Origin of the sequence: Pseudomonas kielensis (assembly GCF_030505375.1) — a bacterium.
Classification (GTDB): domain Bacteria; phylum Pseudomonadota; class Gammaproteobacteria; order Pseudomonadales; family Pseudomonadaceae; genus Aquipseudomonas; species Aquipseudomonas kielensis.
In genome coordinates this window covers 2,754,488-2,774,719 of sequence record NZ_CP130043.1, presented here as the reverse complement: position 1 = coordinate 2,774,719, position 20,232 = coordinate 2,754,488, and the positions used below count along the sequence as shown (strand labels likewise).

At 58.9% G+C, this 20,232-nt stretch carries 16 protein-coding genes, 1 tRNA gene and 1 pseudogene; 9 read left to right on the top strand and 9 right to left on the bottom strand.

The window, feature by feature from the left end:
- Positions 1 to 150: 150 nt before the first annotated feature.
- The 3 genes from Q1W70_RS12815 (at position 151) to Q1W70_RS12805 (ending at position 4,274) form a co-directional block, all read left to right on the top strand.
- The gene (locus tag Q1W70_RS12815; RefSeq protein WP_302098861.1) at positions 151 to 1,422 is read left to right on the top strand and encodes a YeaH/YhbH family protein; all 1,272 of its coding nucleotides are present in this window, start codon (positions 151 to 153) and stop codon (positions 1,420 to 1,422) included.
- The gene (locus tag Q1W70_RS12810) at positions 1,419 to 2,981 is read left to right on the top strand and encodes a SpoVR family protein (RefSeq protein WP_166591569.1); all 1,563 of its coding nucleotides are present in this window, start codon (positions 1,419 to 1,421) and stop codon (positions 2,979 to 2,981) included. The genes Q1W70_RS12815 and Q1W70_RS12810 overlap by 4 nt, the downstream gene beginning before the upstream one ends.
- Before the next feature lie 63 nt (positions 2,982 to 3,044).
- Positions 3,045 to 4,274 carry a multifunctional CCA addition/repair protein gene (locus Q1W70_RS12805; protein ID WP_302098860.1) on the top strand — a complete coding sequence of 410 codons (1,230 nt, stop codon included), beginning with the start codon at positions 3,045 to 3,047 and terminating at the stop codon, positions 4,272 to 4,274.
- Positions 4,275 to 4,356: 82 nt separating this feature from the next.
- Here the strand turns inward: Q1W70_RS12805 and folK are convergent, their stop codons facing one another.
- Both folK and folB read right to left on the bottom strand, forming a co-directional pair.
- Positions 4,357 to 4,875: a 2-amino-4-hydroxy-6-hydroxymethyldihydropteridine diphosphokinase gene (gene folK / locus Q1W70_RS12800; RefSeq protein WP_166591571.1), complete on the bottom strand. Its 519-nt coding sequence runs from the start codon at positions 4,873 to 4,875 to the stop codon at positions 4,357 to 4,359.
- Positions 4,866 to 5,219, bottom strand: coding sequence for a dihydroneopterin aldolase (folB, locus tag Q1W70_RS12795; protein ID WP_095170590.1), 354 nt, complete (start codon positions 5,217 to 5,219; stop codon positions 4,866 to 4,868). Before folB ends, folK begins: the two co-directional genes overlap by 10 nt.
- Before the next feature lie 74 nt (positions 5,220 to 5,293).
- Between folB and plsY the strand changes: the two genes are divergently transcribed.
- Entirely contained in the window at positions 5,294 to 5,863 is a 570-nt protein-coding gene (gene plsY, locus Q1W70_RS12790) for a glycerol-3-phosphate 1-O-acyltransferase PlsY (protein WP_095170592.1), read from the top strand.
- Positions 5,864 to 5,897: 34 nt separating this feature from the next.
- Here the strand turns inward: plsY and tsaD are convergent, their stop codons facing one another.
- Positions 5,898 to 6,923: a tRNA (adenosine(37)-N6)-threonylcarbamoyltransferase complex transferase subunit TsaD gene (gene tsaD, locus Q1W70_RS12785; protein ID WP_166591572.1), complete on the bottom strand. Its 1,026-nt coding sequence runs from the start codon at positions 6,921 to 6,923 to the stop codon at positions 5,898 to 5,900.
- Between the two features lie 199 nt (positions 6,924 to 7,122).
- Here tsaD and rpsU point away from each other — a divergent pair, with 199 nt between their 5' ends.
- The 5 genes and pseudogenes from rpsU (at position 7,123) to Q1W70_RS12760 (ending at position 15,658) form a co-directional block, all read left to right on the top strand.
- On the top strand, positions 7,123 to 7,338 hold the full coding sequence (gene rpsU, locus Q1W70_RS12780) for a 30S ribosomal protein S21 (protein WP_002551877.1): 216 nt from the start codon (positions 7,123 to 7,125) through the stop codon (positions 7,336 to 7,338).
- Between the two features lie 487 nt (positions 7,339 to 7,825).
- Complete coding sequence (gene dnaG, locus Q1W70_RS12775; protein ID WP_166591573.1) at positions 7,826 to 9,784, top strand: DNA primase; 1,959 nt, start codon at positions 7,826 to 7,828, stop codon at positions 9,782 to 9,784.
- Between the two features lie 67 nt (positions 9,785 to 9,851).
- Entirely contained in the window at positions 9,852 to 11,699 is a 1,848-nt protein-coding gene (gene rpoD, locus Q1W70_RS12770) for an RNA polymerase sigma factor RpoD (RefSeq protein WP_185818122.1), read from the top strand.
- 122 nt (positions 11,700 to 11,821) lie between these two features.
- Positions 11,822 to 15,566, top strand: a pseudogene (locus tag Q1W70_RS12765) (EAL domain-containing protein).
- A gap of 15 nt (positions 15,567 to 15,581) precedes the next feature.
- Positions 15,582 to 15,658: transfer RNA gene (locus Q1W70_RS12760), tRNA-Ile, on the top strand.
- Between the two features lie 99 nt (positions 15,659 to 15,757).
- Here the strand turns inward: Q1W70_RS12760 and Q1W70_RS12755 are convergent.
- The 6 genes from Q1W70_RS12755 to Q1W70_RS12730 all read right to left on the bottom strand — a co-directional run bounded on the left by Q1W70_RS12755 (position 15,758) and on the right by Q1W70_RS12730 (position 20,092).
- Positions 15,758 to 16,228: an SH3 domain-containing protein gene (locus Q1W70_RS12755; RefSeq protein ID WP_166591283.1), complete on the bottom strand. Its 471-nt coding sequence runs from the start codon at positions 16,226 to 16,228 to the stop codon at positions 15,758 to 15,760.
- Positions 16,229 to 16,643: 415 nt separating this feature from the next.
- Complete coding sequence (locus Q1W70_RS12750) at positions 16,644 to 16,976, bottom strand: XRE family transcriptional regulator (protein ID WP_166591282.1); 333 nt, start codon at positions 16,974 to 16,976, stop codon at positions 16,644 to 16,646.
- A 49-nt stretch (positions 16,977 to 17,025) separates the two neighbouring features.
- Entirely contained in the window at positions 17,026 to 17,190 is a 165-nt protein-coding gene (locus tag Q1W70_RS12745) for a hypothetical protein (RefSeq protein WP_166591281.1), read from the bottom strand.
- 502 nt (positions 17,191 to 17,692) lie between these two features.
- On the bottom strand, positions 17,693 to 18,247 hold the full coding sequence (locus Q1W70_RS12740) for a GNAT family N-acetyltransferase (RefSeq protein WP_306109757.1): 555 nt from the start codon (positions 18,245 to 18,247) through the stop codon (positions 17,693 to 17,695).
- Between the two features lie 397 nt (positions 18,248 to 18,644).
- Positions 18,645 to 19,841 (bottom strand): type II toxin-antitoxin system HipA family toxin, encoded by a 1,197-nt coding sequence (locus Q1W70_RS12735; RefSeq protein WP_166591280.1) that lies wholly within the window; start codon positions 19,839 to 19,841, stop codon positions 18,645 to 18,647.
- A complete protein-coding gene (locus tag Q1W70_RS12730; RefSeq protein ID WP_166591279.1) occupies positions 19,841 to 20,092 on the bottom strand; it encodes a helix-turn-helix transcriptional regulator in 252 nt (83 codons plus the stop codon). The genes Q1W70_RS12735 and Q1W70_RS12730 overlap by 1 nt, the downstream gene beginning before the upstream one ends.
- Between the last annotated feature and the right edge of the window lie 140 nt (positions 20,093 to 20,232).

Here is a 20,232-nt window from a genome sequence, read left to right as displayed (position 1 = left end):
CTGTTACACAGGCCTCTGGAAGGTGTTCGAAAGTCGGTAGCGAGGTACAGGCAGCACCCTGAGCGCTTGGGGGAGCGTGAAACGTCCCTTGGCCTGAGTCCATGCTGCGTCACCGCTCGCCCCTTTCAGGACAGCTTCTAAGGAGCAGTCATGAGCTATGTGATCGACCGACGTCTCAATGGCAAGAACAAGAGCACGGTAAACCGTCAGCGGTTTCTGCGGCGTTATCGTGATCACATCAAAAAGGCCGTCGAAGAGGCGGTGAGTCGGCGTTCCATCACTGATATGGAACACGGCGAGCAGATCAGCATTCCCGGTCGCGATATCGACGAACCGGTGCTTCATCATGGTCGTGGTGGCAAACAGACCATGGTGCATCCGGGCAACAAGGAATTCACCAGCGGCGAGCATATTGCCCGTCCACCAGGCGGTGGCGGCGGCAAAGGCCCGGGCAAGGCCGGCAACTCCGGCGAAGGCATGGATGAGTTCGTGTTCCAGATTACCCAGGAAGAATTCCTCGAATTCATGTTCGAGGACCTGGAACTGCCCAACCTGGTCAAGCGCAACCTGACCGGTACCGACACCTTCAAGACCGTGCGAGCCGGCATCAGCAACGAAGGCAACCCGTCACGAATCAACATCATCCGCACCCTGCGCTCAGCCCATGCCAGGCGTATCGCCCTGTCCGGCAGCAGCCGGGCAAAACTGCGCGACGCCAAGGAAGAACTGGCGCGACTGAAGCTGGAAGAACCCGACAACTTCGGCGATATCCAGGAAATAGAGGCAGAAATCGAGCGCCTGAGTGCGCGCATTCACCGCGTACCGTTCCTGGACACCTTCGACCTCAAGTACAACCTGCTGATCAAGCAACCCAACCCCAGCTCCAAGGCGGTGATGTTTTGCCTGATGGACGTTTCCGGCTCCATGACCCAGGCGACCAAGGACATCGCCAAGCGCTTCTTCATCCTCCTGTACCTGTTCCTGAAGCGTAACTACGACAAGATCGACGTAGTGTTCATCCGCCACCACACCAGTGCCCGGGAAGTGGACGAAGAGGAGTTTTTCTACTCCAGGGAAACCGGCGGCACCATCGTATCCAGCGCCTTGAAACTGATGCAGGAGATCATGGCCGAGCGGTATCCAAGCAACGACTGGAACATCTACGCCGCCCAGGCCTCCGACGGCGACAACTGGAACGATGACTCACCGATCTGCCGCGACATCCTGATCAACCAGATCATGCCATTTGTGCAGTACTACACTTATGTGGAGATCACCCCACGCGAACACCAGGCCCTGTGGTACGAATACGAGCGTATCGCCGAAGCCTTTTCCGACACGTTTGCCCAGCAACAGCTGGTTTCGGCCGGGGATATCTATCCGGTCTTCCGTGAACTCTTCCAGCGCAGGTTAGTGACATGACCGCCAAAGAGCAGAAGCGCCAACCCATCTCCACCGGCTCTGAATGGACATTCGAGCTGATCCAGGCCTACGACCGCGAAATCAGCCGTATTGCGGCCCGCTATGCGCTGGACACCTATCCCAACCAGATCGAGGTGATCACCGCCGAACAAATGATGGACGCCTACGCCTCCGTCGGCATGCCCCTGGGCTACCACCACTGGTCCTATGGCAAACATTTCCTCAGCACCGAAAAATCCTACAGCCGTGGCCAGATGGGGCTGGCCTACGAAATCGTGATCAACTCGGACCCCTGCATCGCCTACCTGATGGAAGAAAACACCATCTGCATGCAGGCATTGGTGGTGGCCCACGCCTGCTACGGCCACAACAGCTTTTTCAAGGGCAACTACCTGTTCCGCACCTGGACCGATGCCAGCTCGATCATCGATTACCTGGTGTTTGCCAAGCAGTACATCATGCAATGCGAGGAGCGCCATGGTATCGACGCCGTCGAGGACCTGCTGGACTCCTGCCACGCCCTGATGAACTACGGCGTCGATCGCTACAAACGCCCCTACCCGATCTCGGCGGAGGAAGAACGGCGCCGCCAGAAGGATCGTGAAGAACACCTGCAAAAGCAGATCAACGACCTGTGGCGCACCATCCCCAAGGGCGCCGACAAGTACAGCGAGAAAGACAATGCGCGTTTTCCCGCCGAACCTCAGGAGAACATCCTGTATTTCATCGAGAAACACGCGCCGCTGCTGGAGCCCTGGCAGCGGGAAATCGTGCGCATCGTGCGCAAGATCGCCCAGTACTTCTACCCACAACGCCAGACCCAGGTGATGAACGAAGGTTGGGCGACGTTCTGGCACTACACCTTGATAAACGACCTGTATGACGAGGGCCTGGTCACCGACGGTTTCATGATGGAGTTCCTCACCTCCCACACCAGCGTGGTTTACCAGCCGGGGTTCGACAGCCCGTACTACAGCGGGATCAACCCCTACACCCTGGGATTTGCCATGTACCGCGACATCCGGCGCATGTGCGAAGAACCCACCGAGGAGGATTACCGCTGGTTTCCGGACATCGCCGGGACCGACTGGCTGTCGAGCATCAAGTTCGCCATGAGCAGCTTCAAGGACGAGAGTTTTATCCTGCAGTACCTGTCGCCCAAGGTGATCCGCGACCTGAAACTGTTCAGCATCCTCGATGACGACCAGAAGGACGACCTGCTGGTGCCCGCCATCCATGACGAAGACGGTTACCGGACCATCCGGGAAACCCTGGCCGCCCAGTACAACCTGGGCAACCGTGAACCCAACGTGCAGATCTACAGCATCGACCGCCGCGGCGACCGCTCGCTGACCCTGCGCCATCAACAACACGATCGCAAACCCCTGGGAGAATCCACCGAGGAAGTGCTCAAACACCTGCACCGCTTGTGGGGCTTCGATATTCACCTGGAAACCCTGCAAGGCGATCAGGTCATGAAAACCCACCACGTCCCGCCCAGATCGGAGCACAGCGAGGGCGACTACGGCCGGCTCGACCTGGCCGTCATTCATCTTTGAAACCAACCTGGCCTCCGTTGGCTCGATGCAAGGGTTATCCTGTCGAGCTAACGGAGGTTTTTTATGCAGATTTATAAAGTCGGCGGCGCCGTGCGGGATCGCCTGCTCGGCAAACCTGTAACCGATATCGACTGGGTCGTGGTGGGTGCCAGTACCGAAGAAATGCTCGCCAAGGGCTTTCGCCCAGTCGGCGCTGATTTCCCGGTGTTCCTGCACCCCAGGACGGGGGAGGAATATGCCCTCGCCCGTACCGAACGCAAGAGTGGGCGCGGGTACGGTGGGTTCACGTTTCACGCCAGCCCCGAAGTGACCCTGGAAGAAGACCTGATTCGCCGGGACCTGACGATCAATGCCATGGCCGAAGACGATCACGGCCAATTGACCGACCCCTACCACGGTCAACGCGACCTCCAGGCCCGCGTACTGCGCCACGTTTCCCCCGCGTTCGCCGAAGATCCCCTACGAGTCCTGCGGGTTGCACGTTTCGCCGCCCGTTATGCCGGACTCGGTTTCACCGTAGCCCCAGAGACTCTGGAGCTGATGCGCCAACTGAGCGAATCCGGCGAATTGCAGGCATTGACCGCTGAACGCAGCTGGAAGGAAATTTCCCGCGCCCTGATGGAAGAGCAGCCCCAGGTGTTCATCCAGGTGCTACGCGACTGCGGCGCACTGAAGGTTTTGCTGCCGGAGATTGACGCACTGTTCGGCGTACCCCAACCCGAAGTCCATCACCCGGAAATCGACAGCGGCGTGCATACCTTGAGCGTCCTGCAGCAGGCCGCCCAACACCAACAACCGCTGACCGTGCGCTGGGCCTGCTTGCTGCACGATCTGGGTAAAGGCCTGACCCCACAAGACGAGTGGCCCCGACACATCGCCCATGAACACAAGGGGCTGAAGCTGATCAAAGCGGTCAACACCCGCTTCAAGGCTCCGCGTGACTGCCAGGAACTGGCAATGCTGGTGGGCGAGTACCACACCCACGGCCACCGCGCACTGGAGCTGAAGCCCTCGACCTTGCTCGAGTTGCTGCAAAGCTTTGACGTCTATCGGCGCCCGCAGCGCTTCGAAGAATTCATCGTCGCCTGCGAGATGGACGCTCGCGGGCGCAAGGGCCTGGAGCAAAGAAGTTATCCACAGGCGAACTACTTGCGTGGCGCAGCGACCGCCGCTCGCAACGTGGCGGTGCAACCATTGCTGGAACAGGGATTCAAGGGCCCGGAGCTGGGCGAAGCGCTCAAGCGCGAACGGCTCAAGGCGCTGAAAGCCTACAAAGAGGCGGCATCTGCCTGAAAAACATCGCGGGCAAGCGCGCTCCCACAACGGGCTACATCACACCTGTGGGAGTGGGCTCGCCCGCGATGGGGCCAACTGATCAGAGCAAGTTCAAAGGCGTCAGCGACTCACCGCGCCATTCGAAGGCCACCGGCGCCAGCACCTGATCAATCTGCGCTTCAGCCCACAGCGTCGCGAAGCTTTTTCCCGCCCCCGGATGCACCCGATCCGGGGCAATCAGCGACAACGGCCACAACACAAAGGCATTCTTCAGAATTTCGGCACGCGGCAGAATCAAACCGTCAAAGTTGCCCACCAGATCGCCGTACAACAACACGTCGATGTCCAGCGGCAAACCCTTGCGATCCGGCGCGTAACGGCCGTTGTCGGCCTCGATGAATTTCAAGCGGCGATCCAGTTCGATCAACGGCAGATCGGTAAACGCCGACACCACAAAGTTGAAAAACGGCCCGCTCTTGATCCCCACCGGCTGGCTTTCGAACACCGCCGAGCAGCGCATATCCACCAGAAACCCACTCAGCGCTTCCAGCCCCGCCAACAAATGGGTTTCACGCTCGACATTGCTGCCCAGCCCAAGAAAAACCTGAGTTAGCGACATCCGCGCTCGATCTCCACGCCCACGCCGGTAGCCGCCGGAACGGCCCCTGGCTTGGTCAGCTTGAGACGCATCCAGGTAATCTTGAATTCGCTCATCAACACTTCGGCCAGGCGCTCGGCAAAGGTCTCCACCAACTGGAACTGGGCCTGTTCGGCAAATGCCTGGATACGCGTCGAAACACTGGCGTAATCGAGCGCCAGGGTCAGGTCATCACCGGCTGCTGCCGGGCGATTGTCCCAGGCAAAGCTCAGATCAAGACGCAGGCACTGACGGATGCCGCGCTCCCAGTCGTAGGCACCGATTACCGTGTCGACTTCCAGGCCCTCGATAAACACTCTGTCCAAGCACTTTTCTCCGCAGCACGACAAGGGCGCAATGCGCCGTTAGAATCAGGGCGTCCTCGCCCGGAATAGTTAGCATGTTTTGGTCACTGGCGATTTTCGCCTACCTGCTTGGCTCGCTGTCCTTCGCCATTTTGCTCAGCCGCCTGACCGGTAACCCCGATCCGCGAATGAGTGGCTCGGGTAATGCCGGCGCCACCAACATGTTACGCCTGGCGGGAAAAAAACTCGCGGTCCTGACGTTGCTGGGCGACCTGTGCAAAGGCCTGCTGCCGGTTTTACTGGCGGCCATCGCCGGACTGTCGATCCAACAACAGGCTTGGGTCGGCATCTGCGCCGTCATCGGCCACCTGTTCCCGCTGTACTTCCGCTTTCGCGGCGGCAAAGGCGTGGCTACCGCCGCCGGCATGCTGCTGGGGCTCTACCCTCCTGCCGCACTCCTGGCCATTGGTGGCTGGCTGCTGACCTTCTACCTGACCCGCACCAGCTCGCTGGCGGCGTTGATTGCCACACCCCTGACCCTGCCATTGCTGGCCTGGCAGGAGCCGGCAGCGCTGCTGCCGATGAGCGTCCTGACGATCCTGATCGTCTGGCGCCACCGCGGCAATCTACGCGACCTGTTTGCCGGGCGCGAACGGCATTTTTAACCCCGCCCCCTGAGCCACATTCACGAACCCCGGCTTACAACGCAGACAATTGCTCCATCGGCCAACGTGCCTGCACGCTGATCGCCAGGCTTTCGTGCTGCCCGGCCTGCAGACGCTGACAGCCGGCAAAAGCGATCATCGCGCCGTTATCGGTGCAGAACTCCGGGCGGGCGTAGTAAACGTCGCCCTTCATGTCACCCAGCATTTTCTCCAGGGAAACCCGCAAAGCCTTGTTTGCACTGACGCCGCCAGCGATCACCAGACGCTTGAGACCCGCCTGTTTCAAGGCGCGCTTGCACTTGACGGTCAAAGTCTCCACCACCGCCTGCTGGAAGGCCAGCGCGATGTCGCTACGAGTCTGCTCGCTGTCGTCCCCAGCACTGACGCACTGCTGCCAGGTGTTCAGAGCAAAGGTTTTCAGGCCACTGAAGCTGAACGCCAGGCCCGGTCGGTCACACATCGGCCGCGGGAAGGTGAACCGCCCCGGCACACCCTGCTCTGCCAGACGAGCGATTTCCGGACCGCCGGGGTAATTGAGCCCCATCATCTTCGCCGTCTTGTCGAATGCTTCACCCGCGGCATCGTCGAGGGTCTCGCCCAACAACTCGTATTGACCGATCGCATCGACCCGAACCAGCTGCGTATGCCCACCGGAGACCAACAAAGCGACGAACGGAAATTCAGGTGGTTGTGGCTCCAGCATCGGTGCCAGCAAATGCCCTTCCATGTGGTGCACGCCGAGGGCCGGAATGCCCCAGGCAAACGCCAGCGCCTGGGCGCAGGAAGCGCCCACCAGCAGAGCACCCACCAGGCCAGGACCCGCGGTGTAGGCGATCGCGTCGATCTCGGTCGGCACGCAGTCCGCCTCGGCCAAGACCTGACGGATCAAGGGCAGCATGCGCTTGACGTGATCCCGTGAAGCCAGCTCCGGCACCACGCCACCATAGGCGCGGTGCAGGTCGATCTGGCTGAACAGTGCATCGGCCAGCAGGCCTTTTTCACTGTCGTAGAGTGCGACGCCGGTTTCGTCGCAGGACGTTTCTAATCCCAGTACTAGCATGGGTTTGCGCCTTGTTTAGGCTAAATTCGAAGGCGCGCATAATAGTCGCCATGGGATGCCCCGACCAGCGGTTTTCGATCAGAGGCTTTGCATTCCGAGCGATGAGGGGTTAACATCCGCAACCCTTAAAAACCGACGTCTTCAAGTGCTCTTTTGCCGCGAGGATGTTGACCCCGGTAATGAATGAAGGTAGCTCTGGATGCCAGCCGTCAAAGTAAAAGAGAACGAACCCTTCGACGTAGCTCTGCGTCGTTTCAAGCGCTCCTGCGAAAAAGCCGGTGTACTGGCTGAAGTTCGTAGCCGCGAATTTTACGAGAAGCCAACTTCTGAGCGTAAGCGCAAAGCAGCAGCCGCTGTTAAGCGTCACGCCAAGAAAGTTCAGCGCGAACAGCGCCGCGCCGTTCGTCTGTACTAATACACAGACGATCGTAGCAAGCTTCTGCCAAGCCCGGCCCTCAGCCGGGCTTATGGCATTTGCGGATATCGCTTGATGCTTCACTGTCAAAGCCGCAGACGCGACCGAGACAAACTGCTTCACACGTCAGACCTGGCTCTTTTGCCAGCAGTGCACGTCTCTTCTGACGAGCCTTCCAAGGCTACTGACGAGCACACCCTACTGATTCCTCTCAACGACGATCAGCCCAAGGCGCCTTCTTGCGTGCCTGCTTTTGAGCTATCCGAGGCCTTTCACCAGGCACTGCGGGACTCAGCACAGTACTTTCCAACAGTCGAACCCTATTGGGACTAACCTCAGTGGATTTTCGGCGGATACACTCCCCTACCGCGAATACGCAGACGATACCTGGTCGAGCCGCACATTTGCCGCGCCTCAAAATCATGACCGGTATCCACTCACCCCTCGCGTGGGCCAGATACTCACAAGCAGTGATGACGAGAACGCCATGGCCGGGCTAATTCCCCAGAGCTTTATTGACGACCTTCTGAACCGCACCGACATCGTCGATGTGGTCAGCTCGCGGCTGCAACTGAAAAAAGCCGGCAAGAACTACACCGCCTGCTGCCCGTTCCACAAAGAAAAGACCCCCTCCTTCAGCGTCAGCCCGGACAAACAGTTCTACTACTGCTTTGGCTGCGGCGCAGGAGGCAATGCCCTCGGCTTCCTCATGGACCACGACAACCTGGACTTCCCCCAGGCCGTCGAGGACCTGGCCAAAGCCGCCGGCATGGAAATCCCCCGCGAAGAAAGTGGCCGCCCGCACAAACCCCGGCAACCCACCGATTCGCCGCTGTACCCACTCCTGAGCGCCGCGGCCGACTTTTACCGCCAGGCCCTGAAAAGCCATCCGGCGCGCAAGGCCGCGGTCGACTACCTCAAGGGCCGCGGCCTGACCGGCGAGATCGCCCGGGACTTTGGCCTGGGCTTTGCGCCCCCTGGCTGGGACAACCTGTTCAAGCACTTGAGCAGCGACACCCTGCAGCAGAAAGCCATGATCGATGCCGGCCTGCTGATCGAGAACGCCGAGAGCGGCAAGCGCTACGACCGCTTCCGCGATCGCGTGATGTTCCCGATCCGCGACAGCCGCGGGCGCATCATCGCCTTTGGCGGTCGGGTCCTGGGTGACGACAAACCGAAATACCTGAACTCACCGGAAACCCCGGTCTTTCATAAAGGCCAGGAGCTCTACGGCCTGTATGAAGCGCGGAAAAACAACCGCAACCTCGACGAAATCATCGTCGTCGAGGGCTACATGGACGTTATCGCCCTCGCCCAGCAAGGCCTGCGCAACGCTGTCGCCACCCTCGGCACCGCCACCAGCGAAGAACACCTCAAGCGCCTGTTCCGGGTAGTGCCCAGCGTGCTGTTCTGCTTCGACGGCGACCAGGCTGGGCGCAATGCCGCGTGGCGCGCCCTGGAGTCGACGCTGTCGAGCCTGCAGGACGGACGACGCGCGCGCTTTCTGTTCCTGCCGGAAGGCGAAGACCCGGATACCCTGGTCCGCTCCGAAGGCACCGACGCCTTTCGCGCCCGCATCAACCAACATGCCCAGCCCCTGGCCGACTATTTCTTCCAGCAGTTGATCGAAGAGTCCGACCCGCGCTCGCTCGAGGGCAAGGCCCACATGGCCACCCTCGCCGCGCCGCTGATCGACAAGGTGCCCGGGGCCAATCTGCGCACCCTGATGCGTCAGCGCCTGAGCGAGATCACGGGCCTCAACAGCGAAGCGGTCAGCCAACTGGTGCAAAGCGCACCACAGGAGGCGCCGCCAGCCTACGACCCAGGCATCGATTACGACGCCATGCCGGATTATTCCGACTACCATCAACCGCAGGAAGCCTACGCGCCCCAGCAGGAATGGACACCGAAAAAGTCTGGCGGCGGCAAGAAATGGGAAGACAAACCCTGGGACAAAAAAGGCAAGCGTGGCGCTGATCGCGATCAGCCACGTGCCCCGCGCGTGCCGGCCGCCGTCGAACCACCAACACTGGCCGCTTTACGCACGCTACTGCACCACCCGCAACTGGCGGAAAAAGTCGAGGACGCCGGGCACTTCGCGGCCGAGGACCACTCCAACACACAATTGCTGGTGGCACTGCTCGAAGCGGTACAGAAGAATCCCAAGCTAAACTCATTTCAGTTGATTGCGCGCTGGCACGGGACCGAACAAGGTCGCCTGCTCAAGGCATTGGCCGAAAAGGAATGGTTGATTGATGGCGACAACCTTGAACAACAGTTTTTCGACACCATAACTAGCTTGTCAGCCCGCCAACGCGAGCGAAACCTGGAACAACTGCTCAGGAAAGCACGTCAAAGTGAGCTGAGTAGCGATGAGAAAAACCAACTGCGCGACCTTCTAAGTCGCAATGTTTCCGCATCAAGCCCGACCTCAACTGGCGCGTGAGGTCATAGCTCAGGTATAATCCTCGGCTTGTTTTTTGCCCGCCAAGACCTTCAGTGGATAGGGTGTTATGTCCGGAAAAGCGCAACAGCAGTCTCGTATCAAAGAGTTGATCCTTCTGGGTCGTGAGCAGGGCTACCTGACTTACGCAGAGGTCAACGACCACCTGCCTGAGGATATTTCAGATCCAGAGCAGGTGGAAGACATCATCCGCATGATCAACGACATGGGGATCAACGTATTCGAGGTTGCGCCAGATAAGGATGCCCTTATGCTGGCCGACGCCGACACCGACGAGGCGGCCGCTGAAGAAGCGGCCGCAGCGTTGGCAGCCGTCGAGACCGACATTGGTCGCACTACCGACCCAGTGCGCATGTACATGCGTGAAATGGGTACCGTAGAGCTCCTCACACGTGAAGGCGAAATTGAAATCGCCAAGCGTATTGAAGAGGGCATCCGTGAAGTGATGGGCGCGATTGCGCACTTCCCTGGCACGGTTGATCACATTCTCTCCGAATACACTCGCGTCACCACCGAAGGTGGTCGCCTGTCTGACGTCCTGAGCGGTTACATCGACCCGGACGACGGCATTGCGCCGCCTGCCGCAGAAGTGCCGCCGCCTGTCGACCCGAAAGCCGCTCCCGCTGCCGACGATGCCGAAGACGACGACGCTGAAGCCAGTGACGACGAAGAAGAAGCCGAAAGCGGTCCGGATCCGGTCATCGCAGCCCAGCGTTTTGGCGCTGTGGCCGACCAGATGGAAATCACCCGCAAGGCCCTGAAAAAGCACGGTCGCGACCACAAGCAAGCCATTGCCGAAATGGTTGCGCTGGCCGAGCTGTTCATGCCGATCAAGCTGGTGCCCAAGCAATTCGAAGGCCTGGTCGAGCGTGTTCGCAGCGCCCTGGATCGTCTGCGTCAGCAAGAGCGCGCGATCATGCAACTGTGCGTACGTGATGCACGTATGCCGCGTGCCGACTTCCTGCGCCAGTTCCCGGGCAACGAAGTCGACGAAAGCTGGACCGAAGCACTGGCCAAAGGCAAAAGCAAATACGCTGAAGCCATCGGTCGCCTGCAACCGGACATCATTCGTTGCCAGCAAAAGCTGACCGCACTGCAAACCGAAACCGGTTTGACGATCGCCGAGATCAAGGACATCAACCGTCGCATGTCGATCGGTGAGGCCAAGGCCCGCCGCGCGAAGAAAGAGATGGTCGAAGCGAACTTGCGTCTGGTGATCTCCATCGCCAAGAAGTACACCAACCGTGGCCTGCAATTCCTCGACCTGATCCAGGAAGGCAACATCGGCTTGATGAAAGCGGTGGACAAGTTCGAATACCGTCGTGGCTACAAATTCTCGACTTATGCCACCTGGTGGATCCGTCAGGCGATCACTCGCTCGATCGCCGACCAGGCCCGCACCATCCGTATTCCGGTGCACATGATCGAGACGATCAACAAGCTCAACCGTATTTCCCGGCAGATGCTGCAGGAAATGGGTCGCGAACCGACCCCGGAAGAGCTGGGCGAACGCATGGAAATGCCTGAGGACAAGATCCGCAAGGTATTGAAGATCGCTAAAGAGCCGATCTCCATGGAAACCCCGATCGGTGATGACGAAGACTCCCATCTGGGCGACTTCATCGAAGACTCGACCATGCAGTCGCCAATCGATGTCGCTACCGTTGAGAGCCTTAAAGAAGCGACGCGCGAAGTACTCTCCGGCCTCACTGCCCGTGAAGCCAAGGTCCTGCGCATGCGCTTCGGCATCGACATGAATACCGACCACACCCTCGAGGAAGTTGGTAAGCAGTTCGACGTTACCCGTGAACGGATTCGTCAGATCGAAGCCAAGGCGCTGCGCAAGCTGCGCCACCCGACGAGAAGCGAGCATCTGCGCTCCTTCCTCGACGAGTGATCACAAAACCCCCGGCCCTGCCGGGGGTTTTGCTTTATGCAGATTTAATCCTCGCAGCATCGCTATCGCCCCCCTAGCCCGTCTACACTCGAAACATTCCCCCGAGCCATAACGAGACCGTTATGCCCAGACTCCCGGCCGCGCTGCTACTGTCGCTGATGACCTGGACCGCAACGGCTGGCGCTCTGACTCTTAGTGACGAAGAACGTGGCTGGCTGGCGGCTCATCCAGAGTTACGCCTGGGCGTGGACGCCTCGTGGCCGCCCTTCGAGTTTCGTGACGAGCAAGGCCGCTACCAGGGCCTGGCGGCGGACTACATCAACGTCGTGCGCGATCGCCTGGCCGTCAAGGTTACGCCCGTGGAGCCGGTCAGTTGGACCGAGGTGCTGGACCAGGTCAAACACGGCAAGCTCGACCTGCTGCCCGGCATCATGTCCACCGCCGAGCGCCAGAACTACCTGGCCTTCACCCGGCCCTACCTGGATTTCCCCATCGTTATCCTGGCCCATGTGGGCGGCGCCCAGCCCCGCAATATTGAAGACCTCTACGGCCTGAAAATCGCCGTGGTGGAAAACTACGCCCCGCACGAATTGCTGCGCACTCAACACCCCGACCTCAACCTGGTGCCCTTGCCCAACGTCAGCTCGGCGCTGCAGGCCCTGGCCACCGACCAGGTCGACGCGGTCGTCGGCGACCTCGCGTCCAGTGTCTGGAGCCTGCGCCAACTCAAGCTCGAAGGGCTCTACGTCAGCGGCGAAACCCCCTATCGCTACCAACTGGCGATGGCCGTGCCACGGGATAACAAACTGCTGGTAAGCATCCTCGACAAAGTGCTGGCCGACATGAGCCCCGGGGAAATCAGCGCCATCCAGGAGCACTGGGTCGGCAACGTGCTCGATCACCGCGGCTTCTGGTCCGACCTGTTGATCTACGGCCTGCCCAGCGTCGGTTTGCTGATCGCCATACTCGCCGCGGTGATCCGCATCAATCGCCGCCTGAGCTCAGAGATTTCCCGCCGGGTCGCCCTGGAGCAGGAACTGCGCAGCAGCGAATACCACTACCGCGGCCTGGTGGAGAGCCTGTCCGCCATCGCCTGGGAAGCGCGCATCAGTGACTTCACCTACAGCTACGTGTCGCCCCACGCCGAAGAACTGCTCGGCTATCCCCTGTCCCACTGGCTGATACCCGGCTTCTGGCGCAACATCATTCATCCCGCCGACCTGACACGGGCCCAGAGCTTCTGCGATCACGAAGTACTGGCCGGACGCGATCACAGCCTCGACTACCGGGTGATCACGGCCGACGGGCGCTGCCTGTGGGTACGCGACATCGTCAGCCTGATTGAACACGGCCACGAGCCAATCATGCGCGGCCTGATGATCGACATCAGCGAAGCCAAGCGCACCGAAGAAGCCCTGCGCCTCTCCGAGCAGAAGTTTGCCTCGGTGTTCCAGCAGTGCCCGGACATCCTGGTGATTGCGCGCCTGTCGGACGGCTGCCTACTGGAGGTCAACGAGGCCTTCGAAGAACAGATCGGCCTGAGCGCCGCACAAGTGGTGGGACAAACCGCCACTGATCTGAATATCTGGGGCATTGCCGGCGTCGGCCCGGGCCTGTTGCAGCGCTTGCAGGCCGGCAGCATTCGCAACCTGGAGATGCCCTTTCGCCGCAGCAATGGCCAGGTGTTCACCGGCCTGATCTCCGCCGAGCCCTTCGAACTCGACACCACGCCAGCGCTGGTGGTGGTGGTCCGGGACATCAGCCGGCTCAAGGAAACCCAACAGCAACTGCAAACCTCCGAGGAAAAGTTCGCCAAGGCCTTCCATGCCTCGCCTGATGGCCTGCTGCTCTCACGGGTCAGCGACGGTCTGCTGATCGAGGTCAACGAAGGGTTCAGCCGCATCACCGGCTTCAATAGCGCCATGTCCCTGGATCGCTCGACCCTCGACCTGGGCATCTGGGTCAACCTCAATGAACGCCGCAAAATGCTCGACCTGCTCAAGCGCGACGGCTTCGTGCGTGACTTCACCTGCCACATCCGGCGTAACGACGGGCAGATCCGCCTGTGCGAAATGTCCAGCCGACCGCTACCGATCGGCGACGAAGAATGCATGCTGACCATCGCCCGGGACATCACCGAGCGGCACCTGATGCAGGAAAAACTGCAACAGGCCGCCACCGTGTTCGAGAGCACCGCCGAAGGCGTGTTGATCACCGACACCCAGCAGCACATCAGCGCCGTCAACCGGGCCTTCAGCGAGATCACCGGCTACAGTGAAACCGAGGCCCTGGGCCACACCCCTCGACTCCTGGCCTCGGGCCTGCACGACAGCGCCTTCTACGCGGCCATGTGGCATCAATTGACCGCCGAGGGCCACTGGCAGGGCGAGATCTCCAACCGGCGCAAGAATGGCGAGCTGTACCCCAAGCTGGCTGACTATCAGCGCGGTGCGCAACAAGGACCGCTTCATCACCCACTTCGTCGCGGTGTTTGCCGATATTTCGAGCCTCAAGCACGCCCAGGCCAAGCTCGACTATCAGGCCCACCACGACCCGCTGACCGGCCTGCCGAACCGCACACTGTTCGAAAGCCGCCTGCTGACCGCCCTCAACGGCCAGCGTGAACAGGGTGGCCTGGGAGCCGTGCTGTTTCTCGACCTCGACCGCTTCAAACACATCAACGACAGCCTCGGCCACCCGGTCGGCGACCTGCTGCTCAGGGGCATCGCCGTGCGCCTCAAGGAGCAACTGCGCGACATCGACACCGTGGCCCGCCTGGGGGGCGACGAGTTCATCATCCTGCTGCCGGGCCTGCAGCAAGCCAGCGATGCCGACCACATCGCCAACAAACTGCTGAACTGCTTTGGCGCGCCGTTCCAGGCCGGCGAACATGAGTTCTTCATCAGCGCCAGCATCGGCACCAGCCTCTATCCCAAGGACGGTAGCGACGTCGCCACCCTGGTCAAGAACGCCGATGCGGCCATGTACCGCTCCAAGGCCAAAGGGCGCAACCGCGTCGAAAGCTACACCCGCGACCTCACCGCCCAGGCCAGCGAGCGCATAGCCCTGGAACATGAACTGCGCCGCGCCATCGAACGCAACGAATTGTCCCTGTACTACCAACCGAAAATCAGCCTCAACCATCCACGCCTGGTCGGCGCCGAAGCACTGATCCGCTGGCACCACCCGACCTTCGGCGATGTACCGCCCGAGCACTTCATCTCCCTGGCCGAAGAAAACGGCATGATCCTGCAGATCGGCGACTGGGTACTGGAACAGGCCTGCCTGCAGATGCACGAGTGGAGCAAACGCTACGAGGACTTCGGCTCACTCTCGGTCAATCTCGCCGGCGCGCAACTGCGCCAGCCCAACCTCTTGGGGCGCATCGAACAACTGCTCAAGGACAACCGCCTCAAACCCGGCCTGCTGCAACTGGAAATCACCGAAAACTTCATCATGAGCCAGGCCGAAGAAGCCCTGGAAGTCCTGCACCAGCTCAAACGCCTGGGAGTGCAACTGGCCATCGACGACTTCGGCACCGGCTACTCCTCCCTCAGCTACCTCAAGCGCCTGCCCCTGGACTACCTGAAAATCGACCAGTCCTTCGTCCGCGGCCTGCCCGACGACCCCCACGACGTGGCCATCGTCCGCGCAATCATCGCCCTTGGCCGCAGCATGCAGTTCACCATCATCGCCGAAGGCGTCGAGACCCAGGCCCAACAGCAATTCCTCGCCGGCGAAGGCTGCGAACAGATCCAGGGCTACATAGTCAGCCTGCCACTGCCCGCCGACGAATTCGCCGCCACCTTCCTTCGTATCGCAGTTTCGGACTTTTCGGATAGCACAGCCGAGAAACCATCGCTATAATCCGCGACCTACTGAGGGCCTATAGCTCAGTTGGTTAGAGCAGAGGACTCATAATCCTTTGGTCCACGGTTCAAGTCCGTGTGGGCCCACCATACTCAAAGCCGCGCATTGCGCGGCTTTCGTGTTTCTGATGGGTCGAAACTGGACATTTCACAAACGAAAAAGTCCACAAAACGTCCACACCAGAACAGTTATCGAATCAAGCGGTGGGTGTACTTCCGTGAGATCCAACCTTCCACACCGTCTTCACCAACCACGGAAACATGCAGCCAATCACGGTTTCCGCTGTCCAGAACTTCAAGCACCGACCGGTCTGGAATACTAACCGAGATGATCCTGTGCTTCATTCCTGGGCCCTCGCGTAACCGAACATCATCGCCGTTCACTAGACGATAGCCCTGCAGCAATTCCGCAGGCACATCCTTCTCGCACAGGAAATTCCGAACGGCTTTGCCTGCCTGGTTTGCCGTCAACATCGGTGCAATTTTTGGCCGAAAGAAGCACAGCTCCTGCCTAGCAGCGCTCTGAAACTCTATGTACTTACCCATAAAGCTGATGATCAGCATCAGCACTAAAGCCAGATACTGACTTTGATCCTTGGGTAGAGCGCCAGGGGATTCGCCACGATTAAGGCGTTCAATGATCTGCTGTTCAAGCTCCAAATGGTCACTGCTGACCACCCTTGCATCACAAGTCGCCTCGACCGATACGGTTGCAACACCGACCCCATCAATGAGCTGTCCGATATCTGACCCACGCCCTGACAGAAGGTATCCGGCAAAGCGACCTGCACGACAGCCCTTTCCAGCCTCGCAAGTTTCGCAAGCAAGGGCAGAAGAAACGCATGCTCACCGCGCTGGCCAAAAGAATGGGCGTCAGGCGCCTGGTCGGAAACGCCGCTGAAGTGGGCTGGGGCAACGCCAAAGGGCACACAGATTGGCAAGGTCGAGATCCACACCAGCCAACCCCTGTCCCAACACGAACTCGACAAGATGCTGGAGATGGCCGCCGGATGGAGCTAACCGCTGGAGCTGAATTCCAGCAGCGCTTAGAGACCGCGAGAACGCAACCGGCTGGTTAAGTGGAGTGCAATGTTGCAGTAGCTTGCGCTTCAGCCAAAGCCGACGGACCGGCCGGTAGTGGCCCTAGCTCAATGTCGGCCCCATGCGCGCGCATGGTGGCGACGACACGGGACAATTCATCCTCACTCAGCGTCAGCAGGGCCGCCATGTAGAAGTGCATGTGCATGCCCATCACGCGGTCCTCAGTGCGGCCCGTGTACTTGCGCCACTGCGACCCCTTCGCCAACCCGGCCAGACCCGCCATCTGAGGACTGGTGAACCCCAGTTCGATTTTCAGGCGCGCCAAATCTTCCGCTGTGGGCGGTCCGTGGTGCTGAATTCGTTTCATTGAAAGTCCGAAAGCCCCAACACAATGGGGCAAAACTGGAAAGGGTCGGTTACAGGTGCGAGATGTAGCTGTAAGCCATGAACACCACACCGGCACATATGGCACCTATTAGGAACGGCGCGAAGCCGTAGGTGGGCTTCTTGCTTAGGAGCTTGTCCAGGGCGGCGATCTCATCTGCCATCGGCTTGATCCGCGTCTTGTGGTTGTGGTTCATCGTTCATCCTCGTGAGGGGGGTGGCAGGCGCGCCTATCGCGGCCCTTTTGGAAAAACTCATGCGCAAAGAAAGCGCAGGCGAGGAACGCACTTTTCCCCCTCCCGCCGGCGGGCCCCGTGTCAAAAATTCGCGAAAAGATTTAGGGGATGAAAAGACCCGGCGAGCCCAAGCGGGCTGCGGGGTTAGGCAGTGGTTGGCGTTTTTCGTTTTGTGAAGCGCTTGGAAAGGAATTGGTACGCAGCTTCACATTCGACACTTGGAAGCGCTGATAGGAAAAAAGAGAGAGCCCCGGTTTAGAGCGGTAGAAAATCGGAAAACACGGGGTTTGTTGAACTTTCAAAATCTGCACAGCTCAATTTAGAGACGCTGTCCTTGCACCCCTGGCTCGCAGTCCCCGGCAGCTGTAGACCTTACAGAATGCGTATCTCAAGCAGCTTACCGGCGAATCTTTACGCTTCATTTTTTACAAAAAAAACCATCATTACAGATGCATCGCTTCATTCATCTAGGAAATGCTCGATAAAGTACATGTTCTCGCAAAGGATGCCCTAAAGGGATGGATGGATTTTCAAACGTGAATTCGTCACGTTGCATTCCAAGCCTCTTCATAACCCGCTCAGAGCGGTTGTTAGTTAGTGCTGTAAAAGAAACCACTTCGGTTAAGGCCAGCTTTTCGAATGCAAAGGAAAGCACCGCAGTTGCACCCTCTGTAGCCAAGCCTTTCCCCCAAGCTGTCTTTACTAGCCGCCAACCAATTTCCACGCAGGGAGAACATGGAAACTCAAGCGAAGGCACATGCAGGCCGATGAAGCCGACAAACGTTTCTGTAGTTTTTTCCTCCGCAGCCCAGAATCCCCAGCCTCTCATTTCAATGAGTTCACGGCAGCGTTTCGCCATTGAGTTACTTTGTTCAACGGTGAAAGTGGAAGGAAAATAACGCATGGTTTCTGCATCTGCGTTCATCATCGCAAAGACAGGCAAGTCAGAATCTCTCCATTGTCGGAGACGTAATCTATCAGTTTCAATTTCGTAAACATGCATATTCAATTTGCTCAAATAGGGTTCGATTCACAAGTCGGATGGAATGTACATCAGATTTTGGCCGATGCTACGCAGAGCAGAAGAGAGAAAAATTAGCAAAAATCAAGCAGTGGACGCTAGTCTCGGATTCTAAGCAGTCGCTTGGGTATCGCAGAATCCTCCTTTCTCGACAGCCCACTGGCCCAACACCTGAAAAATGTCCACACTTGATAGCAACATACGCAGCACATGTAGCTATATGTCTAATGAAATAAGGGAGTTGCTCTGTTACGCCCTGCTAAACAGGCCATTTTTCGGACTCATAATCCTTTGGTCCACGGTTCAAGTCCGTGTGGGCCCACCAAACAAAAAGCCGCGCATTGCGCGGCTTTTGTGTTTCTAGTCGACGCGCGCTGGCTCACCTCTAATCACGCTAACCAAAAGAACTCATAAACGGCGCAGCACACTGCCTGATTGCTGCAGCCACATCCGGCGCCTGCTCACAGAGTTCAGGGAAACGCGCCAGCACCTGCTCCAACGCTTGCAGTTGCTTGCGAATAACCTCTTCAGGCTCTGCGACATCACACATCAATGCGAAGTCCAGCAATCCCTGTCGCGAGGCGAACAACGATTTGTTGCCGATAAGATCAAGTGCCAATACATCGTTTGGAAGGTAGGCTGTGGTGTTAACGATATCGTAGGCCGGTGCTAGCCGCGCATCGCGCTGGGTAGGGTCGGAATAGAGCAGTCCGAAGTTCTTTAGATGTGCGTCGCCGTTACCCACTATGCAGCTCAACGTCACCATGGAAAACAGGTGGGCCAATGAGCCCTGTACGTGCTCAGGAGGGCAGTACAACCGGACAGCCTTGGCGATAGCCGAGTAACTCTTGCTGTACTTCTGTTCCGCGGCGAGCCCCATCAATGCAGCCATGTCCTCGAAACCGATCGGGTTGAGCTGCTCGTCGCGGTCAAAACGCCGCATGACGAACAGTTTGGCGTTATCGGAAAGGTAGAACTCCGGCACCATAATCCCGGCATCCCTGGCTACCGACATACAAAGGAATTCGTTAATCGCCAGTCCCGGAAACTCGTTGCGCCCGCTCTTGATAATGAGGTCTGACGTTTTCGAGGTGAATCGTTGAGGTGCGCATTCCTGATGTTCTGGTACTAGTACTTTGGGCTGCACTCCCGAAATCCCTGCACGCAGAATATAGCGATCGACCAGATCGGCAAAAATGTCCTCTGCACCGTCCCAAGCAAGGATCTCTTCCAGCTTTTCGCCAGGGAACTGCTGACGCAGCAAGAGCGCATCGACTTGCGCTGAACTCACCGCTATCCGCCCGATGGGCGAACTGCTGCCAGTTAGCGCCAATAACAACATGGGGTCGACATTCGCTACCTTGGCCAAGCGATTGCGCAACTGCTCCAGGACGTAACCTTCCGGCAGGTTCATCTGGAAGATCGGGTGGAGTTCACGGTGGCGGTATTCATCCAGGCGCACAGGCATTAGCAAACTGATCGCCGTCTGCGCCTTGGCATCTTCGTGATACCGAAACAAATAGTCCCCACCACTGCCCAGGATCTTCCCGCTACTACCTTCAGGTGTCGTAACCCGCAATACATTGCTCATCAGTCGAACACTCCCTGGATTTCATCAAGCGTCGGCATGGCGGCCGGAACTATAGCGAACTCACCATCCAGAGCCCCCAGGACTCGTGCATACGCGACCATGCCCACCGACAGATCACCCTTTTCGATGGCGATAACCTTTTGTCGAGTGATGCCCGCCAGGGCCGCCAGGCGGGCTTGGGTCAGCCCGCGATTCAGGCGGCGTTGGCGGAGTTGCTCGCCGAGACGAGCGGTGATAAGGGAATAATCCATGTTCTGTATACGCGACAATTTTGAATAAATGTAACGTATACCTAACCTTTGAATAAATCAAAGAGAGGCAGACCAACGCAACGCAGGAAGCTGCTCATCACCTCAATATTCCCCGTCATTCGCTCCCTGCAGCACCTTTT

Excerpts from the sequence above, each read along its gene's own strand:
- Q1W70_RS12745 (WP_166591281.1), bottom strand. The coding sequence starts at position 17,190 with ATGAACCACAACCACAAGACGCGGATCAAGCCGATGGCAGATGAGATC.
- tsaD (WP_166591572.1), bottom strand. The coding sequence starts at position 6,923 with ATGCTAGTACTGGGATTAGAAACGTCCTGCGACGAAACCGGCGTCGCA.
- folK (WP_166591571.1), bottom strand. The coding sequence starts at position 4,875 with ATGTCGCTAACTCAGGTTTTTCTTGGGCTGGGCAGCAATGTCGAGCGT.
- Q1W70_RS12805 (WP_302098860.1), top strand. The coding sequence starts at position 3,045 with ATGCAGATTTATAAAGTCGGCGGCGCCGTGCGGGATCGCCTGCTCGGC.
- Q1W70_RS12810 (WP_166591569.1), top strand. The coding sequence starts at position 1,419 with ATGACCGCCAAAGAGCAGAAGCGCCAACCCATCTCCACCGGCTCTGAA.
- rpoD (WP_185818122.1), top strand. The coding sequence starts at position 9,852 with ATGTCCGGAAAAGCGCAACAGCAGTCTCGTATCAAAGAGTTGATCCTT.
- plsY (WP_095170592.1), top strand. The coding sequence starts at position 5,294 with ATGTTTTGGTCACTGGCGATTTTCGCCTACCTGCTTGGCTCGCTGTCC.
- rpsU (WP_002551877.1), top strand. The coding sequence starts at position 7,123 with ATGCCAGCCGTCAAAGTAAAAGAGAACGAACCCTTCGACGTAGCTCTG.
- dnaG (WP_166591573.1), top strand. The coding sequence starts at position 7,826 with ATGGCCGGGCTAATTCCCCAGAGCTTTATTGACGACCTTCTGAACCGC.
- Q1W70_RS12735 (WP_166591280.1), bottom strand. The coding sequence starts at position 19,841 with ATGAGCAATGTATTGCGGGTTACGACACCTGAAGGTAGTAGCGGGAAG.
- Q1W70_RS12750 (WP_166591282.1), bottom strand. The coding sequence starts at position 16,976 with ATGAAACGAATTCAGCACCACGGACCGCCCACAGCGGAAGATTTGGCG.
- Q1W70_RS12730 (WP_166591279.1), bottom strand. The coding sequence starts at position 20,092 with ATGGATTATTCCCTTATCACCGCTCGTCTCGGCGAGCAACTCCGCCAA.
- Q1W70_RS12815 (WP_302098861.1), top strand. The coding sequence starts at position 151 with ATGAGCTATGTGATCGACCGACGTCTCAATGGCAAGAACAAGAGCACG.